21 protein-coding genes and 2 pseudogenes are annotated in these 24,739 nt (G+C 76.0%); 18 read left to right on the top strand and 5 right to left on the bottom strand.

The window, feature by feature from the left end:
- Window positions 1-87 precede the first annotated feature (87 nt).
- From polX to CP974_RS01440, 3 genes are all read left to right on the top strand, one after another.
- Complete coding sequence (gene polX / locus CP974_RS01450) at window positions 88-1,821, top strand: DNA polymerase/3'-5' exonuclease PolX (protein ID WP_031135676.1); 1,734 nt, start codon at window positions 88-90, stop codon at window positions 1,819-1,821.
- 344 nt (window positions 1,822-2,165) lie between these two features.
- Complete coding sequence (locus tag CP974_RS01445; RefSeq protein WP_223844656.1) at window positions 2,166-3,731, top strand: MFS transporter; 1,566 nt, start codon at window positions 2,166-2,168, stop codon at window positions 3,729-3,731.
- Window positions 3,732-4,003: 272 nt separating this feature from the next.
- The gene (locus tag CP974_RS01440; RefSeq protein WP_263406984.1) at window positions 4,004-6,247 is read left to right on the top strand and encodes a cellulase family glycosylhydrolase; all 2,244 of its coding nucleotides are present in this window, start codon (window positions 4,004-4,006) and stop codon (window positions 6,245-6,247) included.
- A gap of 133 nt (window positions 6,248-6,380) precedes the next feature.
- Here the strand turns inward: CP974_RS01440 and CP974_RS01435 are convergent, their stop codons facing one another.
- Window positions 6,381-7,304: a S1 family peptidase gene (locus CP974_RS01435; RefSeq protein WP_031136725.1), complete on the bottom strand. Its 924-nt coding sequence runs from the start codon at window positions 7,302-7,304 to the stop codon at window positions 6,381-6,383.
- 610 nt (window positions 7,305-7,914) lie between these two features.
- Complete coding sequence (locus CP974_RS01425; RefSeq protein WP_373276783.1) at window positions 7,915-9,147, bottom strand: cytochrome P450; 1,233 nt, start codon at window positions 9,145-9,147, stop codon at window positions 7,915-7,917.
- Window positions 9,148-9,418: 271 nt separating this feature from the next.
- Here CP974_RS01425 and CP974_RS01420 point away from each other — a divergent pair, with 271 nt between their 5' ends.
- On the top strand, window positions 9,419-10,558 hold the full coding sequence (locus CP974_RS01420; protein WP_085921422.1) for a hypothetical protein: 1,140 nt from the start codon (window positions 9,419-9,421) through the stop codon (window positions 10,556-10,558).
- Window positions 10,559-10,746: 188 nt separating this feature from the next.
- Complete coding sequence (locus CP974_RS01415; protein WP_031134062.1) at window positions 10,747-11,133, top strand: rodlin; 387 nt, start codon at window positions 10,747-10,749, stop codon at window positions 11,131-11,133.
- A 55-nt stretch (window positions 11,134-11,188) separates the two neighbouring features.
- Here CP974_RS01415 and CP974_RS29920 read toward each other — a convergent pair whose 3' ends face one another.
- A complete protein-coding gene (locus tag CP974_RS29920; RefSeq protein WP_223844654.1) occupies window positions 11,189-11,329 on the bottom strand; it encodes a hypothetical protein in 141 nt (46 codons plus the stop codon).
- A gap of 438 nt (window positions 11,330-11,767) precedes the next feature.
- Here CP974_RS29920 and CP974_RS30620 point away from each other — a divergent pair, with 438 nt between their 5' ends.
- The 12 genes and pseudogenes from CP974_RS30620 to CP974_RS01355 all read left to right on the top strand — a co-directional run bounded on the left by CP974_RS30620 (window position 11,768) and on the right by CP974_RS01355 (window position 21,993).
- Window positions 11,768-11,896, top strand: coding sequence for a hypothetical protein (locus CP974_RS30620; RefSeq protein ID WP_256366443.1), 129 nt, complete (start codon window positions 11,768-11,770; stop codon window positions 11,894-11,896).
- A gap of 163 nt (window positions 11,897-12,059) precedes the next feature.
- Entirely contained in the window at window positions 12,060-13,550 is a 1,491-nt protein-coding gene (locus CP974_RS01405; protein ID WP_031134064.1) for a sensor histidine kinase, read from the top strand.
- On the top strand, window positions 13,547-13,957 hold the full coding sequence (locus CP974_RS01400) for a roadblock/LC7 domain-containing protein (RefSeq protein WP_031134066.1): 411 nt from the start codon (window positions 13,547-13,549) through the stop codon (window positions 13,955-13,957). Before CP974_RS01405 ends, CP974_RS01400 begins: the two co-directional genes overlap by 4 nt.
- Window positions 13,954-14,316, top strand: a complete 363-nt coding sequence (locus tag CP974_RS01395; protein WP_031134068.1) for a DUF742 domain-containing protein — start codon at window positions 13,954-13,956, stop codon at window positions 14,314-14,316. Before CP974_RS01400 ends, CP974_RS01395 begins: the two co-directional genes overlap by 4 nt.
- Window positions 14,297-14,947, top strand: coding sequence for a GTP-binding protein (locus tag CP974_RS01390; protein ID WP_031134070.1), 651 nt, complete (start codon window positions 14,297-14,299; stop codon window positions 14,945-14,947). Before CP974_RS01395 ends, CP974_RS01390 begins: the two co-directional genes overlap by 20 nt.
- The gene (locus CP974_RS01385; RefSeq protein ID WP_051839725.1) at window positions 14,944-16,383 is read left to right on the top strand and encodes a cytochrome P450; all 1,440 of its coding nucleotides are present in this window, start codon (window positions 14,944-14,946) and stop codon (window positions 16,381-16,383) included. The genes CP974_RS01390 and CP974_RS01385 overlap by 4 nt, the downstream gene beginning before the upstream one ends.
- A gap of 192 nt (window positions 16,384-16,575) precedes the next feature.
- Entirely contained in the window at window positions 16,576-17,673 is a 1,098-nt protein-coding gene (locus CP974_RS01380; RefSeq protein WP_037938576.1) for a selina-4(15),7(11)-diene synthase, read from the top strand.
- Between the two features lie 25 nt (window positions 17,674-17,698).
- Window positions 17,699-19,036, top strand: coding sequence for a cytochrome P450 (locus CP974_RS01375; protein WP_031134076.1), 1,338 nt, complete (start codon window positions 17,699-17,701; stop codon window positions 19,034-19,036).
- Between the two features lie 239 nt (window positions 19,037-19,275).
- Entirely contained in the window at window positions 19,276-20,487 is a 1,212-nt protein-coding gene (locus tag CP974_RS01370; RefSeq protein WP_031134078.1) for an MBL fold metallo-hydrolase, read from the top strand.
- Window positions 20,484-20,954, top strand: a pseudogene (locus CP974_RS01365) (TSUP family transporter); the annotation flags it as partial. The gene CP974_RS01370 and the pseudogene CP974_RS01365, both read left to right, overlap by 4 nt.
- A 261-nt stretch (window positions 20,955-21,215) precedes the next feature.
- A pseudogene (locus tag CP974_RS01360) lies at window positions 21,216-21,596 on the top strand (TSUP family transporter); the annotation flags it as partial.
- 115 nt (window positions 21,597-21,711) lie between these two features.
- Window positions 21,712-21,993 carry a hypothetical protein gene (locus tag CP974_RS01355; RefSeq protein WP_140160833.1) on the top strand — a complete coding sequence of 94 codons (282 nt, stop codon included), beginning with the start codon at window positions 21,712-21,714 and terminating at the stop codon, window positions 21,991-21,993.
- A gap of 37 nt (window positions 21,994-22,030) precedes the next feature.
- On the opposite strand, the gene CP974_RS01350 is transcribed toward CP974_RS01355, so the two are convergent.
- Together CP974_RS01350 and CP974_RS01345 are read right to left on the bottom strand one after the other, a co-directional pair.
- Window positions 22,031-23,074 (bottom strand): PEP/pyruvate-binding domain-containing protein, encoded by a 1,044-nt coding sequence (locus CP974_RS01350; protein WP_031136742.1) that lies wholly within the window; start codon window positions 23,072-23,074, stop codon window positions 22,031-22,033.
- Window positions 23,075-23,200: 126 nt separating this feature from the next.
- Entirely contained in the window at window positions 23,201-24,082 is an 882-nt protein-coding gene (locus CP974_RS01345) for a universal stress protein (RefSeq protein WP_031136741.1), read from the bottom strand.
- 276 nt (window positions 24,083-24,358) lie between these two features.
- Between CP974_RS01345 and CP974_RS01340 the strand changes: the two genes are divergently transcribed.
- A complete protein-coding gene (locus CP974_RS01340) occupies window positions 24,359-24,661 on the top strand; it encodes a DUF1876 domain-containing protein (protein WP_031136738.1) in 303 nt (100 codons plus the stop codon).
- The last annotated feature ends 78 nt before the right edge of the window (window positions 24,662-24,739 follow it).

Here is a 24,739-nt window from a genome sequence, read left to right as displayed (position 1 = left end):
CCGGGCGGAGCCCGCGCCGTCGGCTGAGCCCGCGACAGGGGCGCGGGCCCGCGTGCCCGGTGGGCGAGCCCGGCGCACCCTGGAGACATGAGCCGGGCCAACGAGGAGGTCGAGGCGGTGCTCCAGGAGTACGCCGACCTCATCGCGATCAGCGGCGGCGAGGGCTTCAGGGCCCGCGCCTACGAGAAGGCGGCCCGCGCCATCGGCGGGCACCCGGCCGACGTGGCGGGGATGGGCGTGGACGGCCTGAGGGAGATCCCCGGCGTCGGCCGGTCCATCGCCGCCAAGGTGGTGGAGTACCTGCGCTCCGGGCGGATCGGCGAGGTCGAGCGGGCCCGCGAGGAGATCCCCGCCGGGGTCCGGGAGCTGATCGCCGTACCGACGCTCGGCCCCAGGAAGGCGATGGTCCTCCACGAGGAGCTGGGCATCTCCTCCGTCGACCAGCTCGCCGAGGCGGTCCGCGCCGAGCGGCTGCGGGACCTGAAGGGCTTCGGCGAGAGGACCGAGGAGAACATCCTCCACGGCATCGACCTGCTCCGGCGGGCGGGCGGCGGACGCGTCCTGATCAGCACCGCCATGGACGAGGCCGAGCGGATCGTCGCCGCGCTCCTCGCGGTCGGGGGGTGCGTGCGCTGCGCGTACGCGGGATCGCTGCGCAGGATGCGCGAGACGATCGGCGACATCGACGTGCTCGTGGCGGCCGAGCGGGCCGGGCCCTTCATGGACGCCCTGGCCGCGCTCCCGGACACGGCCGAGGTCATCGCGCACGGCGGGAAGAAGACCTCGGTCCGCACCCGCGAGGGGCTCCAGGTCGACCTGCGGGTCCTGCCGCCCGAGTCGTGGGGCGCGGGCCTGCAGTACTTCACCGGCTCCAAGGCGCACAACATCCGCACCCGCCGGATCGCCGTACGCCGCGGGCTGAAGCTCTCCGAGTACGGCCTGTCCGACGCGGAGACCGGGCGCACGGTCGCCTCGGAGACGGAGGAGGAGGTCTACGGCCGGCTCGGCCTGCCGTGGATACCGCCGCCCCTGCGGGAGGACCGCGGGGAGATCGCGGCCGAGCTCCGCGGCGAGCTGCCGGAGCTGGTGGAGGAGCGCGACATCCGCGGTGACCTGCACACCCACACCGACCTCACCGACGGCCTCGCCCCGCTGGAGGACATGGTCGCCGCGGCCGCCGCGCGCGGCTACGCGTACTACGCCGTGACCGACCACGCCCCGGACCTCGCCATGCAGCGCATGACCGCGGAGAAGATCCTCGCCCAGCGCGCCCGCCTGCGCGCCCTCGACCGCCGCCACCGGGGCATGCGCCTGCTGCACGGCACGGAGCTGAACATCGGCCCCGACGGGGGACTGGACTGGCCCGACGACTTCCTGGCGGGCTTCGACGTGTGCGTGGCCTCCGTGCACTCCCGCTTCGACCAGAGCCCGGAGGCGCTCACCCGGCGCATCGTCCGCGCCTGCGAGAACCCGCACGTGAAGATCCTGGGCCATCCCACCACCCGCCGCATCGGCAGGCGCCCCGGCCTCGACGCCGACTTCGACGCCGTCTTCGCGGCCTGCGCGCGCACCGGCACCGCACTGGAGGTCAACTCCCACCCCGAGCGGCTCGACCTGTGCGACGAGGACATCCTGCGCGCCAAGCGGTACGGCGTCCGGTTCGCCATCGACTCCGACGCCCACTCCACCACCCACCTGCCGTACCTCCGCTACGGCGTCGGCACCGCCCAGCGGGGCTGGCTGACGGCGGACGACGTCATCAACACCTGGCCCCTCACGCGCCTGCGCCGCTTCCTGGCGAAGGGCCGGGGCAGGGCGTAGCGCGCGCCCCGCGCGGGGGCGTGTTACGCCCTGCCCCGGCGCAGGGCTCCGTACGGCCGGGACGGAGCCCTCGGCGGGTGGCCCCCGAGCCCGCGCCCGGCCCGGTCCGCGGCTGACGCCCTTCCGGCGCCCCGGTACGGCGGCTGATCCGGCCGGGGCGGCCGCCGTACCCGGCCGACCCGCAGCCACCGGCGCGGGGTGCCGGCAGCGCCCGGCGCGCCCGACCGCGACCGCGGGGCGGTCGCGTCCGGCCGAGTGGTGGCGTCCCGGGGGCCGGGCTTAGCGTTGAACGGTGGACGACGCCCGTCCACGCCCCCGCCCCGAGGTCCGTGTGCGCCATGACCATGCCCGGCCCCGCCCCCGCAGCGCGTGCCGCCGCCCCCGAGCGGGGCGACGGCAGCACGATCGCCCTGGTCGTCATCGCCGGCTGCCAGCTCATGGTGGTGCTCGACATCACCATCGTGAACATCGCCCTGCCCCAGATCCAGCGGTCGCTGGACTTCTCCACGACCGGGCTCTCCTGGGTGGTGAACGCCTACACCCTCGCCTTCGGCGGACTGCTGCTGCTCGGCGGACGCACCGGGGACATCCTGGGCCGGCGGCGGATGTTCATGGTGGGCGTGGCGCTGTTCGCCCTCGCGTCGCTGCTCGGCGGACTCGCCCAGAGCTCCTGGCAGCTGCTGGCCGCGCGCGCCCTGCAGGGCCTGGGCGGCGCCATCGCCTCGCCGACCGCGCTCTCCCTGATCAGCACGACCTTCCGCGAGGGCCCCGAACGCAACCGCGCCTTCGGGGTGTTCGCGGCGGTCTCCGCGGGCGGCGGCGCCATCGGGCTGCTCGCGGGCGGCATGCTCGTCGAATGGCTCGACTGGCGCTGGGTGTTCTTCGTCAACGTGCCGATCGGGCTGCTCATCCTCCTCGCCGCGCCGCGCTGGATCCGCGAGTCGGAGCGGCGGCCCGGCCACTTCGACATCGCCGGCGCCCTCACCTCCACGGTCGGCATGGTGCTGCTCGTGTACGGCTTCATCCGCGCCGCGCAGGAGGGGTGGCGGGACCCGCTGACGCTGGCCTCGTTCGGCGTCGCCGTCGTCGTCCTCGCGGTGTTCGTCCTGGTGGAGCGGGTGTCCCGGCAGCCCATCACCCCGCTGCACATGTTCACCGACCGCAACCGCGCCGGGACGTACGGGATGATGCTGAGCCTCGCGGCGGCGATCTTCGGGATGTTCTTCTTCCTGACGCTGTTCGTGCAGAACGTGCTCGGCTTCGGCCCGCTCAAGGCGGGCCTGGCCTTCCTGCCGGTCAGTGTCGTCATCGCGGTCGGCGCGGGCCTCGCCTCGCGGCTGCTGCCCCGGTTCGGCCCCAAGCCGTTCATGGTCCTCGGGTCGCTGCTGGCCGCGGCCGGGCTCGGCTGGCTGACGCTGACGGACGCCGACTCGACGTACGCGGGCAGCATCCTCGGGCCGATGCTGGTGCTCAGCCTCGGCATGGGCATGCAGTTCGTGTCGCTGACGCTGATGGCGCTCTCCGGTGTCGCCCCGCAGGAGTCGGGCGCGGCCTCGGGGCTGCTGAACACCATGCAGCAGGTGGGCGGTTCGCTCGGGCTGTCCATCCTGGTCACGGCCTTCGGCACCGCCGGCCGCGCCGAGGGGGAGCGCCAGGCCGCCGACTTCCTCGCGACGGCGACCACGCAGCAGCGGCTGGAGTTCCTGCGGACCGGTGAGCTTCCGCCGCCCTGGTCGTACGAGGTGCTGGCGGCCGGGGTGTCGGTGGCGTTCACCCTGGCGGCCGTCTTCGCGGCGGTCGGCGCGCTGATCGCCCTGGTGGTGGTGCGGGTCCGGCCCGGCGACCTGGAGCGGATGCAGGGCGGGGCCGTGCCGGGTGGGGCGGCGGGCGGCGGGCGCCGGGACGGTTGACAGGTCCCCGTACGGCTGGCTTGATGAACGCGCACGGATGGGAGCGCTCCCACCCGTGCGCTCCCCACCGGGCGCCGCCGGCCGTGCGCCGGGTCGCCCCCGCCGCGCGCCGAGCCGCCGTGCGGCGGGGGCGCCCGTACGGCCGGGGGCGAACCGCCCCGCCGGCCCCCTCGGGTCGCCGGGCCGGATCGCCTGGCCCGTCCGGTGGGGGAGCGCCCGGGGCGGACCGCTCGGCCGGATTGTCATGGACTCGACAGTAAGGACGGTACGCAGTGGCACAGCCACCCACCACCTCCGCCCCGCCTTCCGCCCCGCCTTCCGCCCGGCGTCCCGGGCGCGCCCGGCGGCTGCGCGCACTCGCCGCCGGCGTGCTCGCCGGGACGCTGCTGTGGGCGGCGGGCCCCGCCGACGCGGCCCCCGCCGACACGTCCCGCCGCGCCCCCGCCGCCGGGCGGCCCGCCGGGCCGCCCGCCGCCGGGCAGGCGGCCGGCCGGGACGCCGCCCCGCCCCCGACCGGCTCCGCCGCCCCGGGCGACGACTGGCTGCACACCCGCGGCAACCGGATCGTCGACGCCCACGGCAACGAGGTCCGGCTCACCGGCGCCAACTGGTTCGGCTTCAACACCACCGAGCGCGTCTTCCACGGCCTCTGGTCCGTCAACATCACCGAGACGACCCGCGCCATGGCGCAGCGCGGCATCAACATCGTGCGCGTCCCGGTCTCCACCCAGCTCCTCCTGGAGTGGCGCGACGGCCGCGCCGCCGTGCCGAGCGCCGTCAACGCGTACGCCAACCCGGAGCTGGCGGGGAAGACCACCCTGGAGGTCTTCGACCACTGGCTGGACCTGTGCGAGCAGTACGGCGTCAAGGTGATGCTCGACGTGCACAGCGCCGAGGCCGACAACGCCGGGCACGTCCACCCCGTGTGGTGGAAGGGCGCCATCACCACCGAGGACTTCCACGCCGCCTGGGAGTGGGTGACCGCCCGCTACCGGGGCGACGACACCCTCGTCGCGATGGACATCAAGAACGAACCGCACGGCGGCGCCGGCGACTCCCCGCGCGCCAAGTGGGACGGCTCCACCGACCAGGACAACTTCAAGTACGCCTGCGAGACCGCCGGCAAGCGCATCCTGGCGGTCAACCCGCACCTGCTCATCCTCTGCGAGGGCATCCAGATCCACCCGAAGGACGGCGCCGACTGGTCCTCCACCGACGCCGGCGACTACCACTCGACCTGGTGGGGCGGCAACCTCCGCGGGGTCCGCGACCACCCCGTGGACCTCGGCGCGCACGGCGACCAGCTCGTCTACTCGCCGCACGACTACGGTCCGCTCGTCGCGCCCCAGCCGTGGTTCACCGGCGACTGGAACCGCGCCACCCTCGAACGGGACGTCTGGGACCCCAACTGGCTCTACCTCCACAAGGAGAACACCGCCCCCGTCCTGATCGGCGAGTGGGGCGGCTTCCTCGACGGCGGCCCCAACGAGAAGTGGATGACCGCCCTGCGCGACCTCATCGCCGAGCAGGGCCTCCACCACACCTTCTGGTGCCTCAACCCCAACTCCGGCGACACCGGCGGCCTGCTGCTCGGCGACTGGAAGACCTGGGACGAGGAGAAGTACGCCCTGCTCAAGCCCGCGCTCTGGCAGCACCGCGGCAAGTTCGTCGGCCTCGACCACCGCGTCCCGCTCGGCGGCGCCGGCAGCGCCACCGGCCTCAGCCTCACCGACGTGTACGGGGACGGGGGCGGCGGCCCGGCCGACACCGCGCCCCCCACCGCGCCCACCGGCCTCACCGCCACCGCGACCGGCGCCACCTCCGTCACGCTCCGCTGGTCGCCGTCCACCGACGACACCGGCGTCACCGGCTACGACGTCCACCGGGACGGGGTGAAGGTCACCGCCGCCCCCGTCACCGGCACCACGTGGACCGACACCGGTCTCACCCCGGCCACCCGCCACACCTACACCGTCCGCGCGCGAGACGCGGCCGGCAACACCTCCGCGCCCTCCGCCGCGCTCACCGTCACCACGGCGCCCGCCGGCGGCGGCGAACCGGCCGGGACGCTCAAGGTCCTGCACCGCACCACCGACGGCTCCCTCACCGACAACGCGATCCGCCCCGAGCTGCGGATCGCCAACACCGGCGCCGCGCCCGTCGACCTCGCGGCCGTGACCGCCCGCTACTACTTCAGCCGCGACGGCGGCGCCCCCTCGGTCAGCGCGTGGTGCGACCACGCCGCCCTCGGGTGCGCCGGGGTGCGGCTCCGGGTCGTCCCGCTGTCCGCCCCGGTCGCGGGCGCCGACGCCTACCTGGAGGTCGGCTTCGCCGGCGGGACCCTGGCGGCGGGCCGGGACACCGGGGAGATCCAGCTCCGGATGAGCAAGTCGGACTGGTCGGCCTTCGACGAGCGCGACGACCACAGCCGCGCCCCGTCGTCCGCCTTCACCGACGCCCGGACCGTCCCGGCGTACACGGGCACGGCCCTCGTCTGGGGCGCCCCGCCCGCCTGACGGACGCCCGCGCCTGCCCGGCGGCCCGGCCCGCCGCCGGGCCCGCCGGGACGGGCGGGGCCTCCCGGCACGGGTCCGGCCCGGTGGCCCGCACGGAGCGGTCCACCGGGCCGGATGCCGGGCGTGGGCGGGGTCAGATGATGCTGACGCCGTACGCGCTGAGCGCCTCGGTGACGGGCTGGAAGAACGTGGTGCCGCCCGTACGGCAGTTGCCGCTGCCGCCGGAGGTGAGGCCGAGGGCGGTGGAGCCGGCGAACAGGGCGCCGCCGCTGTCGCCGGGCTCGGCGCAGACGTTGGTCTGGATCAGGCCGGAGACGATGTCGCCGCCGCCGTAGTTGACCGTGGCGTTGAGGCCCGTGACACGGCCGCTGTGCAGACCGGTCGTGGAGCCGCTGCGCTGGACGGTCTGGCCCACGTAGGCGTTGCCGGCGCCGGTGATGTCCCGGTACGAGCCGTTGTACAGGTACACGCGGCCGTCCGCCGCGGACGCGTTGGAGTGGCGGATCAGGCCGTAGTCGTTGCCGGGGAAGCTCGTGCCGGCGCGGGTGCCGAGCAGCGAGGTCTGGCCGGAGTTCGTGTACCAGGTGGAGGCGATCTCCGTGCAGTGGCCGGCCGTCAGGGCGTAGGTCGCGCCGCTGCTGCTGCGCACGTTGAAGCCGAGGGAGCAACGGCCGCCGCCCGCGGCGTAGATGGCCTCGCCGCCCGCGATGAGCTTGTTGAAGGTGCCGGGGGTGCGCTTGATCTCCACGGCGCCGGCCTTGTCGCCCGCCGCCTTCTTCAGCTGGGCCAGCTCGGCGGCCGACACGGTGGCGTCGGCGGTGACCACCAGCTTGCCGCTCTCGGCGTCGGTGTACCAGGCGGTGCCCGGCACGTCGGCGTCGAGCACGGCGTCGCTGACGCGCGCCAGCTCGGCGACGCTCGCCCGGGTCGCGTCGGCGGTCTCCGCGCCGGCGCTCGGGGCGGCAAGCGCGGTGGCGGTGACCAGGGCGGCGGCCACGGCGGTCAGCCGCGCGCCTCTCGCGAGTCCGCCGCGGGGGGTGAAGCGCTTGAGGTTCACTGCGTCCTCCGGTGGGGGAAGGGTGGGGCCCGCTGGGTGGACGGGCCCGCCAGGCGCTCCCGGCCGCCCGGTGGTGCCGGGTGGTCGGCATGTGCCTGACAACTTGTGACGCTGGGAATACTCGCGTCCGGTTCACCCGTGCCACAAGGCCGCCTTTCGGTCGCTCCCGGCCGTGGCCGGGGAGACCGGGGGAGGGGGCGGCGAAAGGCCGGTTTCGCGGTGAGACGCCACCGGGCGCCGGCGCTTCCGCGCCGGGCCGGCGGCGTCCGCCCGGCGGGGGCGGCGGCCACCCGGCGGCGGTGGGGCGCGGCGGCCCCGGGGACGCCCCGGCATACCGACCGTTCGGCCTGTTCAGCGCCGGACGGACGGGCCGTCGCCACCGGCGCCCCGCCCGCGCGGCGCGGGCGCGGACGTGCCCGGCCGGCGCCGCCGGGGCGGGGCGGCGGCCCCCCGCGCCCCCACCCGGGAGCCCCGCGCGCCCGGCGCGCGGGGCCCGTGCGCCCTTACGTCCGGATCACTCCCGTTCGCCCCGCCTCCGGTCTGTCCGAATACCGACCTTGCCTGTCCGGCCGGCCGGACAGCCGCCCGCGCGCCGCCCCGCGCGAACGGGTCACCAGGTGACGGGCAGCGCCTCCGGGCCGCGGATGAGCGCGCTGCGCCGCCACGGGATGTCCTCGACGGGCACGGCCAGGCGCGTCCCCTCCGGGAGCCGGTCCAGGAACATCTCCACCAGCAGCTCGATCTCCATCCGGGCGAGCAGCGCGCCCGTGCAGAAGTGCGGCCCGTGCCCGAACGCCACATGCGGGTTCGGCGAGCGGTCGAAGTCGATGTGCTCCGGGTCGCCGAACACGTCCGGGTCCCGGTTGGCCGCCAGGTACGACACGTACACCGCGTCGCCCGCGGCGATCCGCACGCCCCGCAGCTCGACGTCCTCCGTGGCGATCCGGGCCAGCCCCACCGACGAGCGGTGCGGGATGTACCGCAGCAGCTCGTCCAGCGCGCGCGGCCGCACGTCCGGCTCCTCGCGCAGCCGCTCCCGCAGCCGAGGCCGGGTCAGCAGCAGGTACAGCATGTTGCCGCAGTTGTTGGTGACGGCCTCACCGCCGATCTGCACCGGGCCGACCAGCCCGATCGCCTCCTCGGCGCTGATGTCGCCCGCCGCGACGGCCGCGCCGAGCAGGGACAGGATGTCCTCGCCGCCGCCCGGCTCCGCCGCACGGGCCTTGATCTCCCGCTCGAACCACCCGTACATCTCGTCCTTGGCGCGGCCGGTGGCCGCCGCCCCCTTGGCGGTGAACAGGATGTCCTCCACCCAGCCGCTCATCCGCTCCCGGTCCGCCTCCGGAACACCCATCAGCTCGCAGATGACCGTGGTCGGGAACGGCCCCAGCACCCGGCCGATCAGATCGGCCGGCGGCCCGTCCCGCAGCATGCCGTCCACCAGCTCGTCCAGCATCACCCGCGCCCGGTCGCGCAGCCGCTCGACGGCGCGCAGGGAGAAGGCGGGCGCGATGGCGCGGCGCAGCCGGTTGTGGTCCGGCGGCTCGGCGAAGGCCAGCGAGCCGGGCCTCGGCTTGAAGTGCGGGGCGAGCCGGGTGACGGACAGGCCGGGCACGGGCGCGCGGCTGAAGCGGGGGTCGCTCACGACGGCCCGCACGTCCTCGTACCGGGTGACGAGCCACGCCCAGCCCTCGCCGTGCGGGAGCTGGATCCGGGTGACCGGCCCCTCCCGCATCAGCTCCTCCAGCACCGGGTCGAACTCCGTGCCCTTCAGGTCCAGCGCCGGCCAGGACCGCACCGGCGGCGGTCCCATGGGCGGTCGTGCGACGGTGTCCTCGATCACGCGCGTGTCTCCGTTTCCTGACGCGGTACGGGCTTCTCCCCTCCCTCCCTCACCATCCGCCCCGGACGCGCGGCCCACCCGCTGGACTACTCCGGACGGCCCGCCCGAGCCGCCCCGCCCCGCCGGTGCCGCCCGGCCCGCCCCGTCCCGCGGGCCGGACCACCCGCCCGCCCGGACCCCGCCCGCGGAACCGCCGGGCGCCCGGGGCCGTGATAGCCGCAGAAGAGGGAACCAGCCGCCGGGCCCGGCCCGGCGAGGAGAGGGGCACACGATGGGCGCGGCGGCCGTACGGCTCGACGGGAACACCCTGCTGCTCGGGGACGGGGTGAGCGTCCGGTTCGTCCGGACGCTGCGCCTGCCCGAGTCCGGCACCCACCCACTGCCGCCGGGGCTCGGCGAGTTCCCCGTCCGGCGCGTCGAGGACTTCGCCGCGACCGTGCCGCCCGAGTGGCGGGCGCGCGGCGGGGTGCTCGTCCCCATGTACCTGCGCGAGGCGATGTGGCTGCGGTTCGGCTGCGTCGAGCCGGCCGCGCTCCAGGTGGGCGTCGGCAAGGTGTGCGCCGTCTCGGGCCGCCCGTGGAGCGGCGCGCTCGCCCGCGACCCGCAGAACTACGTCGTCCTGCCCCGCCAGCCGTGGCTCGACGGCATCAACTCCGGGCGCGGCACCGTCCGCCAGTTCGTCGCCGTGCCGCTCGGGCTGGGTGCCACCGTGGAGGGGCAGGTGACGGGCGAGGAGAGCTGGGGCGGCGTCCAGCTGCAGGCGTTCGCGCTGGACCGGCCGGCCCGCGAGGCATGGCGCGCCGAGCAGGCGGAGCGCACCCGCCGGGCCAGGGCCGCCGCGCCGTCCGCCCCCGCCGGGTTCGGCGGTCCCGGCCCCGGCGGGTTCGGCGGCCCCGGCCCGGGCGGGTTCGGCGGTCCCGCCATGCCGCTCGACTTCGCCCCGGCGCCCGCCCCCGGCGGCCCCGCGGCTCCGGCGGCGGCCCCCTCCGGCGCCCCGGCGGGCGCCGCGGCCCCGCAGCGCGCCGCGGCCATGGGGATGGGCGCGGGCGGCACGATGCGCCAGGAGGTGTACCGGGACGAACGGCCGCTCTCCGACTGGGCGCCCGCGCCGGCGGGCCGGGTCTTCGTCCACCTCGTCACCCCGCCGCAGTGGCGCCGCATCACCGGCGAGGAGCCCCCGCCGTCCCCGGTCGACCGCGACGCCTACACCCGCGCCGGACTGCCCTGGTACGACTACGACGACGCCTCCGCCGCCGACCTGCCGCCCGCCGGGCCGCTGTCCGGCGTCAAGCCGGTCGGCGAGTGGCTCGGCGACGACCACGCTCCGTGGACCCCGCCCGCTCCCGGCCAGGTCCTCCCGCTCGGCGACGCGGCCCCGCCCGGCGCGCCCGTGGGCGACGGCGACTGGTGACCCGGCGGGCACCGGCCCACCGGCCCCGGACCGGACCCCCGGGCCCCGGCCCCGACCCCCAGCCGGGGCGGGACCGGGCCGAACGGGTGAATGCCGCCGCGTCAGCGCGTCCCGCCCGTGACGCGCGCACGGCGCTCCGGTTAGCAGGGAGGCCCGGTCACCGGGTCTTCCGACCAGAAGGATGAGTCATGATCAAGAAGTTCGTCGCCACCGCGGGCGTCGCGGCCGCCGCCCTGGGAGTCTCCGCCCCGATGGCGTTCGCCGTCGGCGACCACAACGTCGAGACCGCGAACGGCAACTTCTCCGAGCAGGCCTACGGCAACACCCTCACGGGCGGTGAGGTGAGCCCGCAGATCGGCCTGGTCCAGGGGTCCCTCAACAAGCTGTGCGCCGGAGTGCCCGTCGCCGCCGACGTCCAGAACGTGCTGCTGCTCAACGTCGGTGTCCAGGACCTGCTGAACGACACGCAGAACCAGCAGTGCGCGGAGAACTCCACCGCGGTCAAGGGCGACAGCGCCCTGTCGCACCTCGTGGAGAACGTCCTCTCGGAGAACGGCGCCGCCGCCATCGGCTGACAGCCGCCCCCGCGACGGGCCGGCCGGAGACCCTCCGGCCGGCCCGTCGCCGTGTTCACGGCAGCAACCGCCGTACCAGGGCGCCGGCCGCCCACCGCTCCCAGCGCTCCGCCGTCCAGCCCCGCCGCGGGACGAGCGGCCCGTACGCCACCGGGCCCAGGACCACCGGTGCGGCGTCCGCCGCCCGCTCCGGCACGCGGCGGGCGCCGGCCGCCTGGAGCGCGAGCTGCCGGGCCGGGCCCGGCGCCCCGGGGACCTCGCGGGCCCAGGGGCGGTCCGGCGTGGCGACCGGGTCGAGGCCCCCGGCGACGGCCGTGTCGAGCGCCCCCTCAGCGGCGCCCGCCTGTTGCCGAACGTGAAGTGCGCGGTCCGCACGCCCGCTCCGGCCCGCCGGGCGATGTCCTCGACGGCGTGGCCGCCCCGCACGGCCGGGCCGTCCGGAGGGGCGCCCCCGCCGTACTGGTCGTCGGCCCCGCGCCGGGGCTCATCCACCTCCCGGCAGCGCGGGCCCAGGGCGGCGCCGACCGGATCGACCGCACCGTGCTGCCCGGCACCGGCGCCGTCGGGTGGGCGGTCGAGAGCCCGGCCGCGCCCCCCGGAGGCGCCCGCCCCGCCCGCTTCGCGCTGCCCGGCCGTGCGCACCGCGCTGACCGGTGCGCTGCCGCCCGGCGTCCACCACATCGAGGGGCTGCCCGCTCCGGCCGGGCTGCCGGGGACCCTCGCGGGCGAGGGCGCCCCCGCCCTGCACCGCCCGGGAGTCTGAACACGATCACGTCGGGACGACCACGACCGACGGACAGGAAGCGGAATCCTGCGCGAACAACGGGTCATCAGGTGACCTTGCGTCAGACCCACTCCTCCAAAACGGCTATGCTCGGCGCTCGTTGTCATATGATCTTTTTCGTTCGATGGGTTTGAGGGTGCTGATGATCCGTGAGGAATCGTCGCCCGGAAGTGGAAGCCCGCGGTCCGCGGCATCTTTCGTGTGGCTGCTGCCCGCCGCTGTGATCGCCATCGCCACCGGGGTCTCGGTGGCCATGGTGGAGGCTTCCGCCCGGGGACCGGTCGCGGTCGCCGGAGGGGTGTCCGCTCTCGTCCTCGCCGTCCTGGGCAGCGAGGTCGCACGCAGGGGGCGGGTGATCGAGGAACTGCGCCGCACGGTCGCCGCGCGCGACACGGCGCTGGCCCGCCGGCACGCCGAGACCGCCCACCTGGCGGGAACACTCCTGCCGGACGCCGTGCGGCGACTGCGCGCCGGGGAGTTCCCCGAGGACGTCCTCGGCTCGCTCACCGCCCCCGAGGAGCACCAGGCCGTCGTGCGCGTCGTCGTCGACGCCGTCGTCGCCGAGGAGGACCTGCGCGAGTCCGCCCAGCGTGCCTTCGTCAACATCGCCCGCCGCGTCCAGGCCATCGTCCACCAGCAGGCGCAGGAGCTGCGGGCGATGGAGGACCGGCACGGCCACAGCCCCGAGGTCTTCGGCGACCTGCTGCGCATCGACCACGGCACGGCCCTGATCGGCCGGCTCGCCGACTCCATCGCCGTGCTCGGCGGCGCCCGGCCGGGCCGCCAGTGGAGCAGGGCCGTCCCGCTCTACAGCGTGCTGCGCGGCGCGATGTCCCGGATCATCGACTACCAGCGCGTCGAACTGCACTCCGTCACCGAGGTCGCCGTCACCGGGCCCGCGGTCGAGCCGCTCATCCACGCGCTCGCCGAGATCCTGGACAACGCCACCCGCTACTCCCCGCCGCAGACGAAGGTCCACCTGACCGCCGTCGACGTGCAGTCCGGCATCGCCGTCGAGATCGAGGACGGCGGCGTGTCGATGAGCGAGGAGGCGCGCAAGCGCGCCGAGCGCATGCTGCGCCAGGCCCAGCAGGGCATCGACCTCAACGACCTGGGGGAGACCCCGCGCCTCGGCCTGGCCGTCGTCGGCCGGCTCGCGCAGGCGTACGGCTTCCAGGTCTCGCTGCGCTCCTCCGCGTACGGCGGTGTCCGCGCCGTCGTCGTCGTCCCGCAGGAGCTGATCACCACCGTCGCCGCCGCCTCCGGTCTCGCCCACGGCATCGGCGCGTCCTCCGTACCCCGCACCACCGTCCCGGTCGCCCCCGCCTCCGTCCCGGCCCCCGCGGCGCGTCCCGCGACCGGCCCGGTGGCCGACGAGGAGGTCCCGACGGTGGTCGAGCGGTCCGCGAACGGCCTCCCGCAGCGACGCCGCAGGAAGCCGCTCGCCGAGCCGCCGCAGGCCGCACCCGCCGCACCGGCCGCAGCCTCGGGCCAGGCGTCGACGACGCCCGCGACCCCGGCTCCCGACCAGGAGCCGGCACCTCAGGTGCAGCCCGGAATGTGGCTGGCCGCCTTCCAGAGCGGCCTGTCCGGGGAGCCCAACGACGCAAGCAAGGGGAACTCTCAGCAATGATCAAGCAGCAGGCCAATATGGACTGGATGCTCAAGGACCTCGCGGAAGGCGTGCCGCAAACCCGACACGTGGTCGTGCTCTCGGCCGACGGTCTGCGCATGGCCCAGTACGGCACCGACCACGACACGGCCGACCGGCTCGCCGCCGCCTGCGCGGGCCTGCAGTCCCTGGCCGGCGCCGTCGCCTCGGAACTGCCGCAGAGCGACGGCCGGATGCGCCTCGTCGTGATCGAGATGGACGGCGGCTTCTTCTACCTGATGGCCGCGGGCGCGGGGGCGTACCTGGCCGTCCTCGCCGGCGAGGGCGTCGACGCCGGCCTGATGGGCCAGCGCATGCGCGACCTGGTCCTGCGCATCGGCGAACACCTGAGCAGCCCGCCGCGACAGGACGGGCAGGGCACCAGGTGAGCGGAGCGGGCGGCGGTGACTGGGAGGACTCCAGTCCCGAGCGGCTCTATGTGATCACGGGGGGACGCAGTGGCGGGTCGGTACCCGCCCGACTCGACCTCGTCACGCTGATCGTGGCGAGGTCCGGTGCCAAGCCGGGGATGCAGCCGGAGCACGCGGCGATCGTACAGCTGTGCCAGTCACCGCTGTCCGTCGCCGAGATCTCCGCGTACCTGCGCCTCCCGGTCAGCGTCGTCACGGTGCTGCTCGGCGACCTCCTCGCCGACAACCGCATCGTCGCCCGCGCACCCGTCCCACCCGCCCGACTCCCCGACCGCGCGTTGATTGAGGCAGTGATCGATGGACTTCAGAAGCTCTGAGCACGACGGCTCCGAGCAGCACGGCGGCGCCGCGGTTCGGGGGCCGCGCACCGAGGACGTGCTGCCGGAGACGGCCAAGACGGCCGTCAAGGTGGTGATCGTGGGCGGGTTCGGCGTGGGCAAGACCACCTTCGTCGGCTCCGTCAGCGAGATCCGCCCGCTCACCACCGAGGAGACGATGACCCAGGCCGGGGTCGGCGTCGACGACACCTCCGGGGTCGACGGCAAGACCTCGACCACCGTGGCCATGGACTTCGGCCGGATCAGCATCAACCACGAGCTGGTCCTGTACCTGTTCGGCACGCCGGGCCAGGAGCGCTTCTGGTTCCTGTGGCGCGGCCTGTTCGAGGGCGCCCTCGGCGCGGTCGTCCTGGTCGACACCCGACGCCTGGAGGTCAGCTTCGACGTGCTCGGCCGGCTGGAGGAGCGCCGCGTGCCGTTCGTCGTCGCCGTCAACACCTTCCCGGACGCGCCCACGTACCCGGTCGAGGAGCTGCGCACCGCCCTCGACCTGCACCCGACCGTCCCCATCGTCCCCTGCGACGCCCGGGACCGGGGATCCAGCCGGGACGTCCTGATGACGCTGATGCGCTACCTGCAGACCCTCGCCACGACCCAGGAGGCGTCATGACCGCCCCCCACCCCGAGACCGCCTCCGGCCTCACCCCGCCCCCCGGCTGCCCCGCCCACGCCCACGGCGGCGCCGCCGGCATCGGCGCCACGGGGCTGCGCCGCATCTACGGCCCCGAGGCCGAACGCGACCCGAGGGCCCTGTACGAGGCGCTGCGCCGCGAGCACGGTCCCGTCGCCCCCGTCCTCCTCCACGGCGACCTGCCGGCCTGGATGGTCCTCGGCCACCGGGAGAACCTGGAGGTCATGCGCTCGCCGTCGCGGTTCTCCCGCGACTCCCGCATCTGGCGGATGTTCCGCGAGGGGCGCGTCTCCGCCGACTCTCCGCTGCGGCCGATGGTCGACTGGCAGCCGGTCTGCGTGTTCGCCGACGGCCAGGAGCACGAGCGGCTGCGCGCGGCGGTCACCGACAGCCTGGAGCAGTTCGACCGCCGGGGCATCCGCCGCTACGTGATCCGCTACACCGACCAGCTGGTGGACTCCTTCGCCGACCGCGGCCACGCGGACCTCATCGCCGAGTTCGCCGAGAAGCTGCCGATGCTCGTCATGACCCAGCTGCTGGGCATGCCGGAGGAGTACGGCCCCCGGCTGACCGACGCCGCCCTCGACCTGATGAAGGGCAGCGAGACCGCCCTGACGAGCAACGAGTTCGTCGTGCGCACGCTGCGCGCCCTGACGGACCGGAAGAAGACCGTGCCGGGCCACGACCTGGCCACCCGCCTCATCGCCCACGAGGCCGAGCTCACCGACGACGAGATCCTGGAGCACCTGCGCCTGGTCCTCGTCGCCGCCAACGAGACCACGGTCAACCTGATCGCCAACACCCTGCGCATGGTGCTGACCGACCGCCGCTTCCGCGCCAACCTGACCGGCGGCCACATGACGCTCCCGGACGCCCTGGAGCAGGTGCTGTGGGACGAGCCCCCGCTCTCCGTCATCCCCGGCCGCTGGGCGACCGGGGACACGGTGCTCGGCGGGCAGCAGATCCGCGCGGGCGACATGCTCCTGCTGGGCCTCGCGGCCGGCAACACCGACCCGGAGATCCGGCCCGACCTGACCAAGCCGCTGCACGGCAACCGCGCCCATCTCTCCTTCAGCAGCGGCCCGCACGAGTGCCCCGGCCAGGACATCGGCCGCGCCATCGCCGACACCGGCATCGACACCCTGCTGGCCCGGCTGCCCGACCTGCGCCTCGCCGTGGCGGACACCGAGCTCAGCGTGCGGGCCGCCTGGCTGTCGGGGCGCCTGGAGGCGCTTCCGGTCTCGTTCACGCCGCCGGTGAGGGTGGGCGCCCCGGCGGCGCGGCCGCCGCGGGACTTCGCCTCCACCGCGCCGGGACCGCTGCCGGACCCGGCGCCCACGGCGCCCGCCGAGCCGGGACACAACGCCGCCGCAGGTCAGAGCGGTGGAGCGTGGTGGAAGTCACTGTTCCGTTAGATCGGGTGACAGGCCGTCAAACTCCGTCAAACGCCGTCAGAGTGCCCGTTGTGCCACTACTCGTCCCGTTGGCTCGGCGCAAGCGGATGGCTACTATGCGCCATAGTTGATCACTTCTGTGGCGCATGGGACGGCCAATGACGCCTTCCGCGCCACATACCGCGTCGCAGCGGCGACGAGAGGGAGGCCATTGTGGGTTCAGGGCTGGCAGTACCGCCGATCTTCTCCCCCATCCCACCGGCGATCCACCCGTGTCACACGGACGCGGACGTGCAGACCGCCGCGTGGGCGGAGACGTTCCGCATAGGCTCCGACGAGCTGCGCGGCCGGCTCGTCGCCCAGACCATCGGAACGTTCTCCGCCCGCATCCTCCCCGAGGGCCGGGAGGAAGTGGTCTCCCTCCTCGCCGACTTCATCCTGTGGCTCTTCGGCGTCGACGACGGCCACTGCGAGGAGGGCGAACTGGGCCACCGCCCCGGCGATCTCGCGGGCGAGCTCCACCGCCTGCTGCGCGTGGCGCAGAACCCCGAGGCCCCCGTCCTCCTCGACGACCCGCTCGCCGCCGGGCTGCGCGACCTGAGACTCCGCGTCGACCGCTACGGCACGGCCGGCCAGGCCGCCCGCTGGGTGGACGCGCTGCGCGAGTACTTCTTCTCCGTCGTCTGGGAGGCGTCCCACCGCCGCGACGGCACCGTCCCGGACCTCAACGACTACACGCTGATGCGGCTCTACGACGGCGCCACCTCCGTCGTCCTGCCCATGCTGGAGATGGGCTACGGCTTCGAACTCCAGCCCCACGAGCGCGACGCCACCGCCGTGCGCGCCGCCACCGAGATGGCGTCCTTCATCATCACCTGGGACAACGACATCCTGTCCCACCACAAGGAGAGCAGGGCGACCGGCTACTACCTCAACGCGCTGCGCGTCCTGGAGGAGCACGACGGGCTCAGCCCCGAGAAGGCCCTGGAGACCGCCATCTCGCAGCGCGACCGGGTCATGACCCTCTACATGCGGCTCACCGGCCACCTGTCCGAGCACGGCAGCCCCCAGCTGCGGCAGTACCTGCGCAGCCTGGGCCACTTCATCCGCGGAGCCCAGGACTGGGGCATCACCTCCGTGCGGTACACGACGCCCGAGGACCCGGCGGACATCCCGTCCTTCTTCCGCGACACGCCCGTGGACGCCGGCCACGAGCCGCTCGGCATACCGGTCGTGTCGTGGTGGTGGGACCTGCTGCCCCGCAGCTCCCGAGCGGGCGGTGCCGCCGGTGCCGCACCGCAGCCCGCCTGAAGCAAAGGATCCCCCCACGGTGTCAATCGACCTCCACTCGGTTCCCCGCGCGCCCGGAGCGCTGCCCCTCCTCGGCCACGCCTGGCAGCTCTGGCGCGACCCGCTCGGCTTCCTCGAGTCCCTCCGCCGGACCGGGGAGCTCGTCCGGGTCGACCTCGGGACGCTCCCCACGTACGTGGCCACCACGCCCGAGCTCGTCCACGAGGTGACCGTCCGGCAGGCCCGCAGCTTCGAGAAGGGCCGCCTCTTCGACCGGGTGCGCCCCCTGGTGGGCACCGGGCTCGCCACCGCGACCGGCGACGTCCACCGCCGCCACCGCCGCCTGATCCAGCCGATCTTCCACCCCGAGCGGATCGCCGGGTACGCCGAGCTCATGTGCGCCCGCGCCGCCGCCCTCAGCGACTCCTGGACGGCGGGGCAGCGCATCGCCGTCGAGGACGCCATGGCCGAGTACGCCATCGAGACGCTGGCGGCGACCATGTTCTCGGCGGACATCGGCCGCCCGGCCGTGGAGGCCGTCCGCCGGGAACTCCCCGTCATCCTCAAGAACATGCTGATACGGGCCGCGTCCCCGAAGCTCCTCGACCGGCTGCCCGTACCGGCCAACCGCGACTTCGACACGGCGGCGGCCAACCTCCGCCGGGTGATCGACGAGGTCATCACCAGCACCCGCGACGCCGGCCGCACTGGCCGCCCGGACCTCCTCACCGTCCTCCTGGACGCGCGGGACGCCGACACCGGCGAGGCGTTCACCGACACCGAGGTGCGCGACGAGCTCGTCACGATGCTCTTCGCCGGCTCGGAGACCACCGCGTCCACCCTGTCCTGGGCCCTCTACGAGCTGGCCCGCCACCCCGAGGTGGAGAAGCAGGTCGTCGCGGAGCTGGACGAGGTGCTCGGCGACAGGCCGCTGGCCGTCGAGGACCTGTGCCGGCTCGGCGGCATCCGCCGCGTGCTCGACGAGGCCATCCGCCTCTACGGGGTGACGCTGCTGATGCGCCGCACCCTCGTCCCCGTCGAGCTGGGCGGCCACCGCCTTCCGGCCGGCACGGAGGTCGCCTTCAGCCTGTACGCGATGCACCGGGACCCCGCCGTCTTCGAGCGGCCCGACGCGTTCGACCCCGACCGCTGGCTGCCCGAGCGGGCCGCGCAGATCAGCCGGCACTCCTACATCCCCTTCGGCGCGGGCAGCCGCAAGTGCATCGGCGACACCTTCGCCTGGACCGAGGCCACGATCGCCCTCGCCACGATCCTGCGCCGCTGGCGGCTGCGCCCCGCTCCGGGCCACACCCCGAAGGCCGCCGCCTCCGCGATGGCCCACCCGGACCACGTACCCATGATCGTCACACCGCGCGAGCGGTAGCCCCCGCGGCCCGCACCGAAGGCCCGGCCGGTCCCCTCGCGGGGGCCCGCCGGGCCCGTGCGCTTCCGGCGGCCGCCCGCCCCCTCACGTACGGCCCGAAGCCCCTCCCGTACGGCTCGAACTCCCCTTGTGCGCCCCGCCGCTCCCGCGAAGGGTGGCCCGTGGGCTGCCGCGCCCCACCCGTGCGCGCACGCCCTTGGCCGTCTCCGCCGACCCGGAAGAAGCCGAAAGGAGCGCTCGTGTTCTTCGTCGACACCATCGAGACCGAAGGGCTCGGCAACCGCTGCCACCTCGCGGGAGGCGCGGAGCACGCCGTCGCCGTCGACCCGCCCCGCGACGTGGACCGCGTCCTCGCCGCGGCGGCCGCCCGCGGCGTCCGCCTCACCCATGTGCTCGAGACCCACCTCCACGACGACCACCTCACCGGCGGCCCCGGCCTCGCCCGCCTCACCGGCGCCGCCTACCTCGTCCCCGCGGGCGCGGGCGCCTCCTGCCCGCACGTGCCCGTCCACGACGGCGACCGCGTCCACGTCGGGGCCGCGCTCACCCTGCGCGCCCTCGCCACACCCGGCCACACCCCGCACCACACCGCATACGTCCTGGAGGAGTCCGGCACGCCCGTCGCCGCGTTCACCGGCGGCTCCCTCCCCATCGGCCCGGTCGGCCGCCCCGACCTGGTCGAACCCCGGCTCACCGAACGACTCGCCCGCGACCATTACGCCTCCGCCCACCGCCTCGCCGCCGAACTGCCCGACGGCACGGCGGTCCTGCCCACCCACGGCTTCGGCGGTTGCAGCGCCTCCGCCCGCCCCGGCCTCGCCGCGGGCACCGCCGGGCCCTCGACCGTCGGCGCCGAGAAGTCCGCCGGCGACGCCTTCGCCAAGGACGCCGACACCTTCGTCGCCGACCTCCTCGCCGGGCTCGACGACATCCCCGCCCACTACGCCCGCACGGCGCCCCGCGACGCCGCCGGACCGGCCCCCGACGACCTGGCCCCGCCCGCCGCCGTCGCCGCGTCCCTGCTCGACGCCGCCGGGCGGGAGGTCGCCCTCCTCGACGACGCCTTCGACGCGGCGGCCGGGGCCGGCCTGCCCGTCGCGCGCCCCGCCTGCGCGCGCGTGTCGGTTCGCCAGGCCCACGCCCGGACGGGCCCGCGGGGCGGGGCGGTCCTCCTCGACGTACGGGAGGAGGACGAGTGGCGGGCCGGCCACGCGCCCGGCGCCGTGCACCTGCCGCTCTCCGTGCTGCTCGCCGCCGACGGGGTGCCCGAGGCCGTGCGGGACCGGGAGGCGGTGGTGGTCTGCCGATCCGGGCAGCGCTCCCAGAAGGGCGCGCGGGCCCTGGCCGAGCGCGGGGCGCGCGCCGTGGACGTCGAGGGCGGCATGCGCGCCTGGGCGCGCGCCGGCCACCCGGTCGTCGACGAGCACGGGAACCGCGGCACGATCGCGTGACGGCCCTCGTGCCGGCCCTCGCCGCCGGGGCCGTCGTCGGGCTGGCGCTGGGGGCGCTCGGCGGGGGCGGCGGCATGATCGCCGTTCCCGCGCTCGTCTACCTGCTGGGCTTCGCCCCGGTGGAGGCGGCCACGGCGAGCCTGGTCGTCGTGGCCGTCACCGCGGCGTGCGCGCTGTACGGCCACGCCCGCGACGGCCGGGTGCGCTGGACGGCCGGGCTGCTGTTCGCGGCGGCGGGTGCCGGGCCCGCCGTGCTGGCCGCCCGCCTGGCGTCCGGCGTGCCCCGGCCGGTGCTGACGGCCGCGTTCGCCGTGGTCGCCGCCCTGGCGGCCCTCCGCATGCTCCGCCCGCCGGCTCGGGCCCCGGACGAGGACGACGACGGGGGCGAGGACGGGGCGGGCGCCGCCGGGCACGGGCGGGCGGGTCCCGTCGGCGGCGGGTCCGGCGACCGGGGGCCCGGCGGCGGCCCGGCGCCGGAGCCGCCTGGAGGAGGCCCCGGGCCGGACGGGGGCGGGGCACGGGACGGGCGGGCGGGTCGCGCCCGGGGCGGGTCCGGCGGCGGGCCGGAGACGGGTCCGCGCGGCGGTGGCCTCGGGCCGGACGAGGGGGGCGGCCCCGAGCCGCACGGAGCGCCGAGGTCCGCCGACCGGGGCCGGGAGGGCGGCGGTGGCGGGGCCGCGGGCCCGGGCGGCCCGGTGCCGGGCGCCGGCCGGTCCGGGCGCGGGCGACGGGTGCCGAGCGCGGTGCGGGCGGCCGGCGCCGGCGCGGGCGTCGGGGCGCTGACCGGGTTCCTCGGCGTCGGCGGCGGCTTCCTCACCGTACCCGCCCTCGTCGCGCTGGCCGGGGTGCGGATGCGGACGGCGGTGGGCACCAGCCTGCTCGTGGTCACCGTCAACGCGCTCGCCGCGCTCCTCGCCCGCGCGGGCACCGCGGCGCCCGTCGACTGGGCGGTGGTCGGCCCGTTCACGGGCGCGGCGGTCCTCGGCGCCCTGGACGGGCGGCGTCTCGCGGCGCGGCTGCCGGCCGCGCGGCTGCGGATGGTCTTCGGGTACCTGCTGCTGGCGGTCGCCGCTCTCATGGCGGCCGACACGGCGGCCCGGCTCGCCTGACGCGCGAAACCCGGCCCGCGGGCGTGACCTCCCCCGCCTGTGGGCCCTCTCCTGTGATGAGGGCCTGCCGAGGGCGGCGGGCCGCGGACCGGCGGACCGGAGAGACGGAGCGGCGATGAGGGGCATGACCGACGAGGAGATCGTGCGGCACGTGCGCACCCTGGCGGAGCTGGAGCGGCGGCGGGCCGCGCTCGCCGCCCGTGTGGAGCGGCTGCGCGAGGCCACCGCACCGGGCGACCTGGCCGAACGCGACCGGGCCGGCACGGAGATGGCCGTCCTGACGGACGTGATCCTGCTGGAGAGCGCGACCGCGCTGGACCACCTGGGCCTGACCACGGCGGCGCTCGCCGTCCAGCACGTCCGGGACGGGCAGGGCGCCGCCCGCGACGGCGCCTGACGGCCCGGAGGGGCCGGAGGGGCCGGAGGGGCCGGGATCAGGGGTGGAGGCCCGGGGGGAGCTCCCGCCGGGTGCCCAGGAACCACAGCCTTCCGCGCTCCACGGTGAACTCCACGGCGCGCACGCCCCCGAGGTGCCCGGCCAACCGCCGCAGGTGCGTGCGGAGTTCGGCGTACGCCGCCGGGGCGGTCCGCGCCAGTTCGGCGGGCGGCAGCGGCTTCCGGGCCCCCGTGAAGAGGTCCTCGCCCTGCGCGTCCGGCAGATACGCCCCCGCCACCGCCTCCGCCTCGCCGGCCGCCCCGGCGTCGCCCGCCGGTACGAGGGCGACGCCGCTGCCGGAGCCGGCCCCCTGGTTGCCGAGCACCATCGTCTGGACCGTCACCGCCGTGCCCAGGCCGTCCGGCACACCGGCACGGCGGCGCGCCTCCCGCGCCGCCCCGGAGTTCCACGACGCGAAGGCGGCGCCCACCGCCCGGCGCAGCTGCTCCGCCGGGTCCTGCGGGAACGCCTCGCCGGTCCGCTCCTCCACGAGGTCCTTGTACGTCTCCACGACCCGGATCAGGTCGCAGGCGTCCAGCCGCTCGTCGGCCACGCGGTGCTGCTCTCCGACCCGGTGCCGCACCGTGCGGAACACCTCCGGACCCAGCCCCAGCACGGCGGTGCCGAACCGCTCGACCAGGCGCCGGTACGAGTCCCACGCGAACCGCTCGCCCGCGGGCGTCTTCGCCAGCCCGAGGACGGCGTAGTCGTTCAGCCCCACGTCCAGGACGGTCTCCGGGGCATCCGGCACCGGCAGCGGCGGTCCCGACCGCACCGACAGCAGCAGCGGGTCGTCGACCTGCCCCAGCCGCCGCCCCGCCGCCCGCTCCAGCCGGGCCAGGTGCTCCGCCAGCTCACCGGCCAGCTCCGGCGGCGGGGCGCCCGTCGCGGCGTACACGCGGCACGCCTCCGTGGAGACGGTGAACCCGGCCGGGACGGGCAGCCCGAGCCGCGCCATCCCCGCGAGGTCGGCCCCCTTGCCGCCGAGCAGGGCGGCCTGATCCCGGCCGCCCTCGGCGAAGTCGTACACGTAGCGGACCATGGCCGTGCGCCCTCCAGGTGTCGGCGGGACCGGGCGGGCCGCCCGCGGCGGCCCCCGGCGGTGGCGGGCGCCGGCCGGCGCCCCGCCCCGGTCCCGGCCGCGGGGGCCGGGACCGGGGCACCGGGCTCACTCGTGCGGGACGACCGCCACCGGGGACGGCGAGTGGTGCAGCACCGCGTGCGCCACCGAGCCGATGCGGGGTCCGAACGGGGCGTGCCGCACGCGGCGGCCCACCACGACCAGTCCCGCGCCCGTCGCCACCGACAGCAGCACCTGCCCGCCGCTGCCCAGCTCGACGTGCTCCTTCACCGGCACGTCCGGGTACCGCTCCCGCCACGGGGCGAGCGCGTCGGCCAGCGCCTTGCGCTCGAACGGCTCCAGGCCGCCCGCCTCGTCGGCCAGCGCCAGCGAACCGGGGGAGTACGCGTACAGCGGCGGCAGGCTCCAGGCCCGTACCGCCCGCACCCCCACACCGCGGGCCGCCGCCTCCTCGAACGCGAACCCGAGCACCGCCTCGCTCTCCTCGCGCCCGCCCTGCTGGCCCACGACGATCTCGCCCGCCTCCGCGCCCGCCGGGCCGGGCTCCTCCTCGTCCCGGGCGCGCACCGACACGACCGGCCGCTTCGACGCGGCGATGACCTGCTGCCCGTACGAGCCGAGCAGGAACCCGAGGATCGCCCCGTGCCCGCGTGAGCCGATCACCAGCATCTCCGCCTGCTCCGCGGCCTCCAGCAGCGCGGGCACCGGAGTGTCGGACAGGATGCCCGTGGTCACCAGGACGTCCGGGTGCAGGCGGCGCACCTCCGCCTCCGCCTCGTCCAGCACGGACTGCGCGCGGCGCGCCTCGGCCTCGCGGTCCTGCACGAGCGGCACGTCGAGGGGCTGCCAGAGCCAGGCGTGCACCAGCCGCAGGGGCAGTCCGCGCAGCGCCGCCTCGCGCGCCGCCCAGGAGGCGGCGGTGAGGCTCTCGGGGGAACCGTCCACTCCCGCCGTGATCGCTCGGGTCATCGGGGCGTGGGCCATGGGTCTTTCCTCCGTGTGTCGGTCGTGCGCGGTGTGGTGCTGCCACCAGTGTGGACGGTGTCCGGCCCCGAGGCATGGGCCGGTAGGCCCGACTTCCCCGCCCGGTGGGCCCCAAACCCGCGCTTCCGGTGGCGTGGTGGGCGCGGGACGGCGGGCCTCCGGCCCGCCGGGTCGTCCCGGCGGGCCGGTCGGTGGATGCTGGAAGGGGACCGGTGCCCCAATCGGTCCACAGCCGTCCGCAACGCGTCGAGGAGGCACACCATGACCCGGACGCTGGAGTGGAAGATCAACATGGATCTGCAGGAGGACGAGGACACCACGCAGGCGCACGCCGTCCTCGACACCGGCAAGTCGCGGATCACGGGCCACGGCACCGCCCGGCGCAACCCCGAGGACGAGGACGTCCCCCTGATCGGGGACGAACTCGCCGCGAGCCGCGCGATGAGCGACCTCGCCCGGCAGCTGATGCGCCTGGCGTACCGGGACATCGGCGAGGCGGGCGCCGGGATGGCCGCCGAGGAGGAGCGGCAGGGCCCGTACGGCTGGTCGCCCCCGGACCGCTGAACCGCCGCCCCGCCGGCGCACCGCGCCCGGCCCGGCCGGCCCGTCCACCGCGGCGGCCCGGCCGGGCCGGCGGGCCCG

Source organism: Streptomyces fradiae ATCC 10745 = DSM 40063 (assembly GCF_008704425.1).
GTDB classification, from domain to species: domain Bacteria; phylum Actinomycetota; class Actinomycetes; order Streptomycetales; family Streptomycetaceae; genus Streptomyces; species Streptomyces fradiae.
Note: the sequence above shows the minus strand (reverse complement) of the source record. Positions and strands in the feature narration are given on the sequence as shown.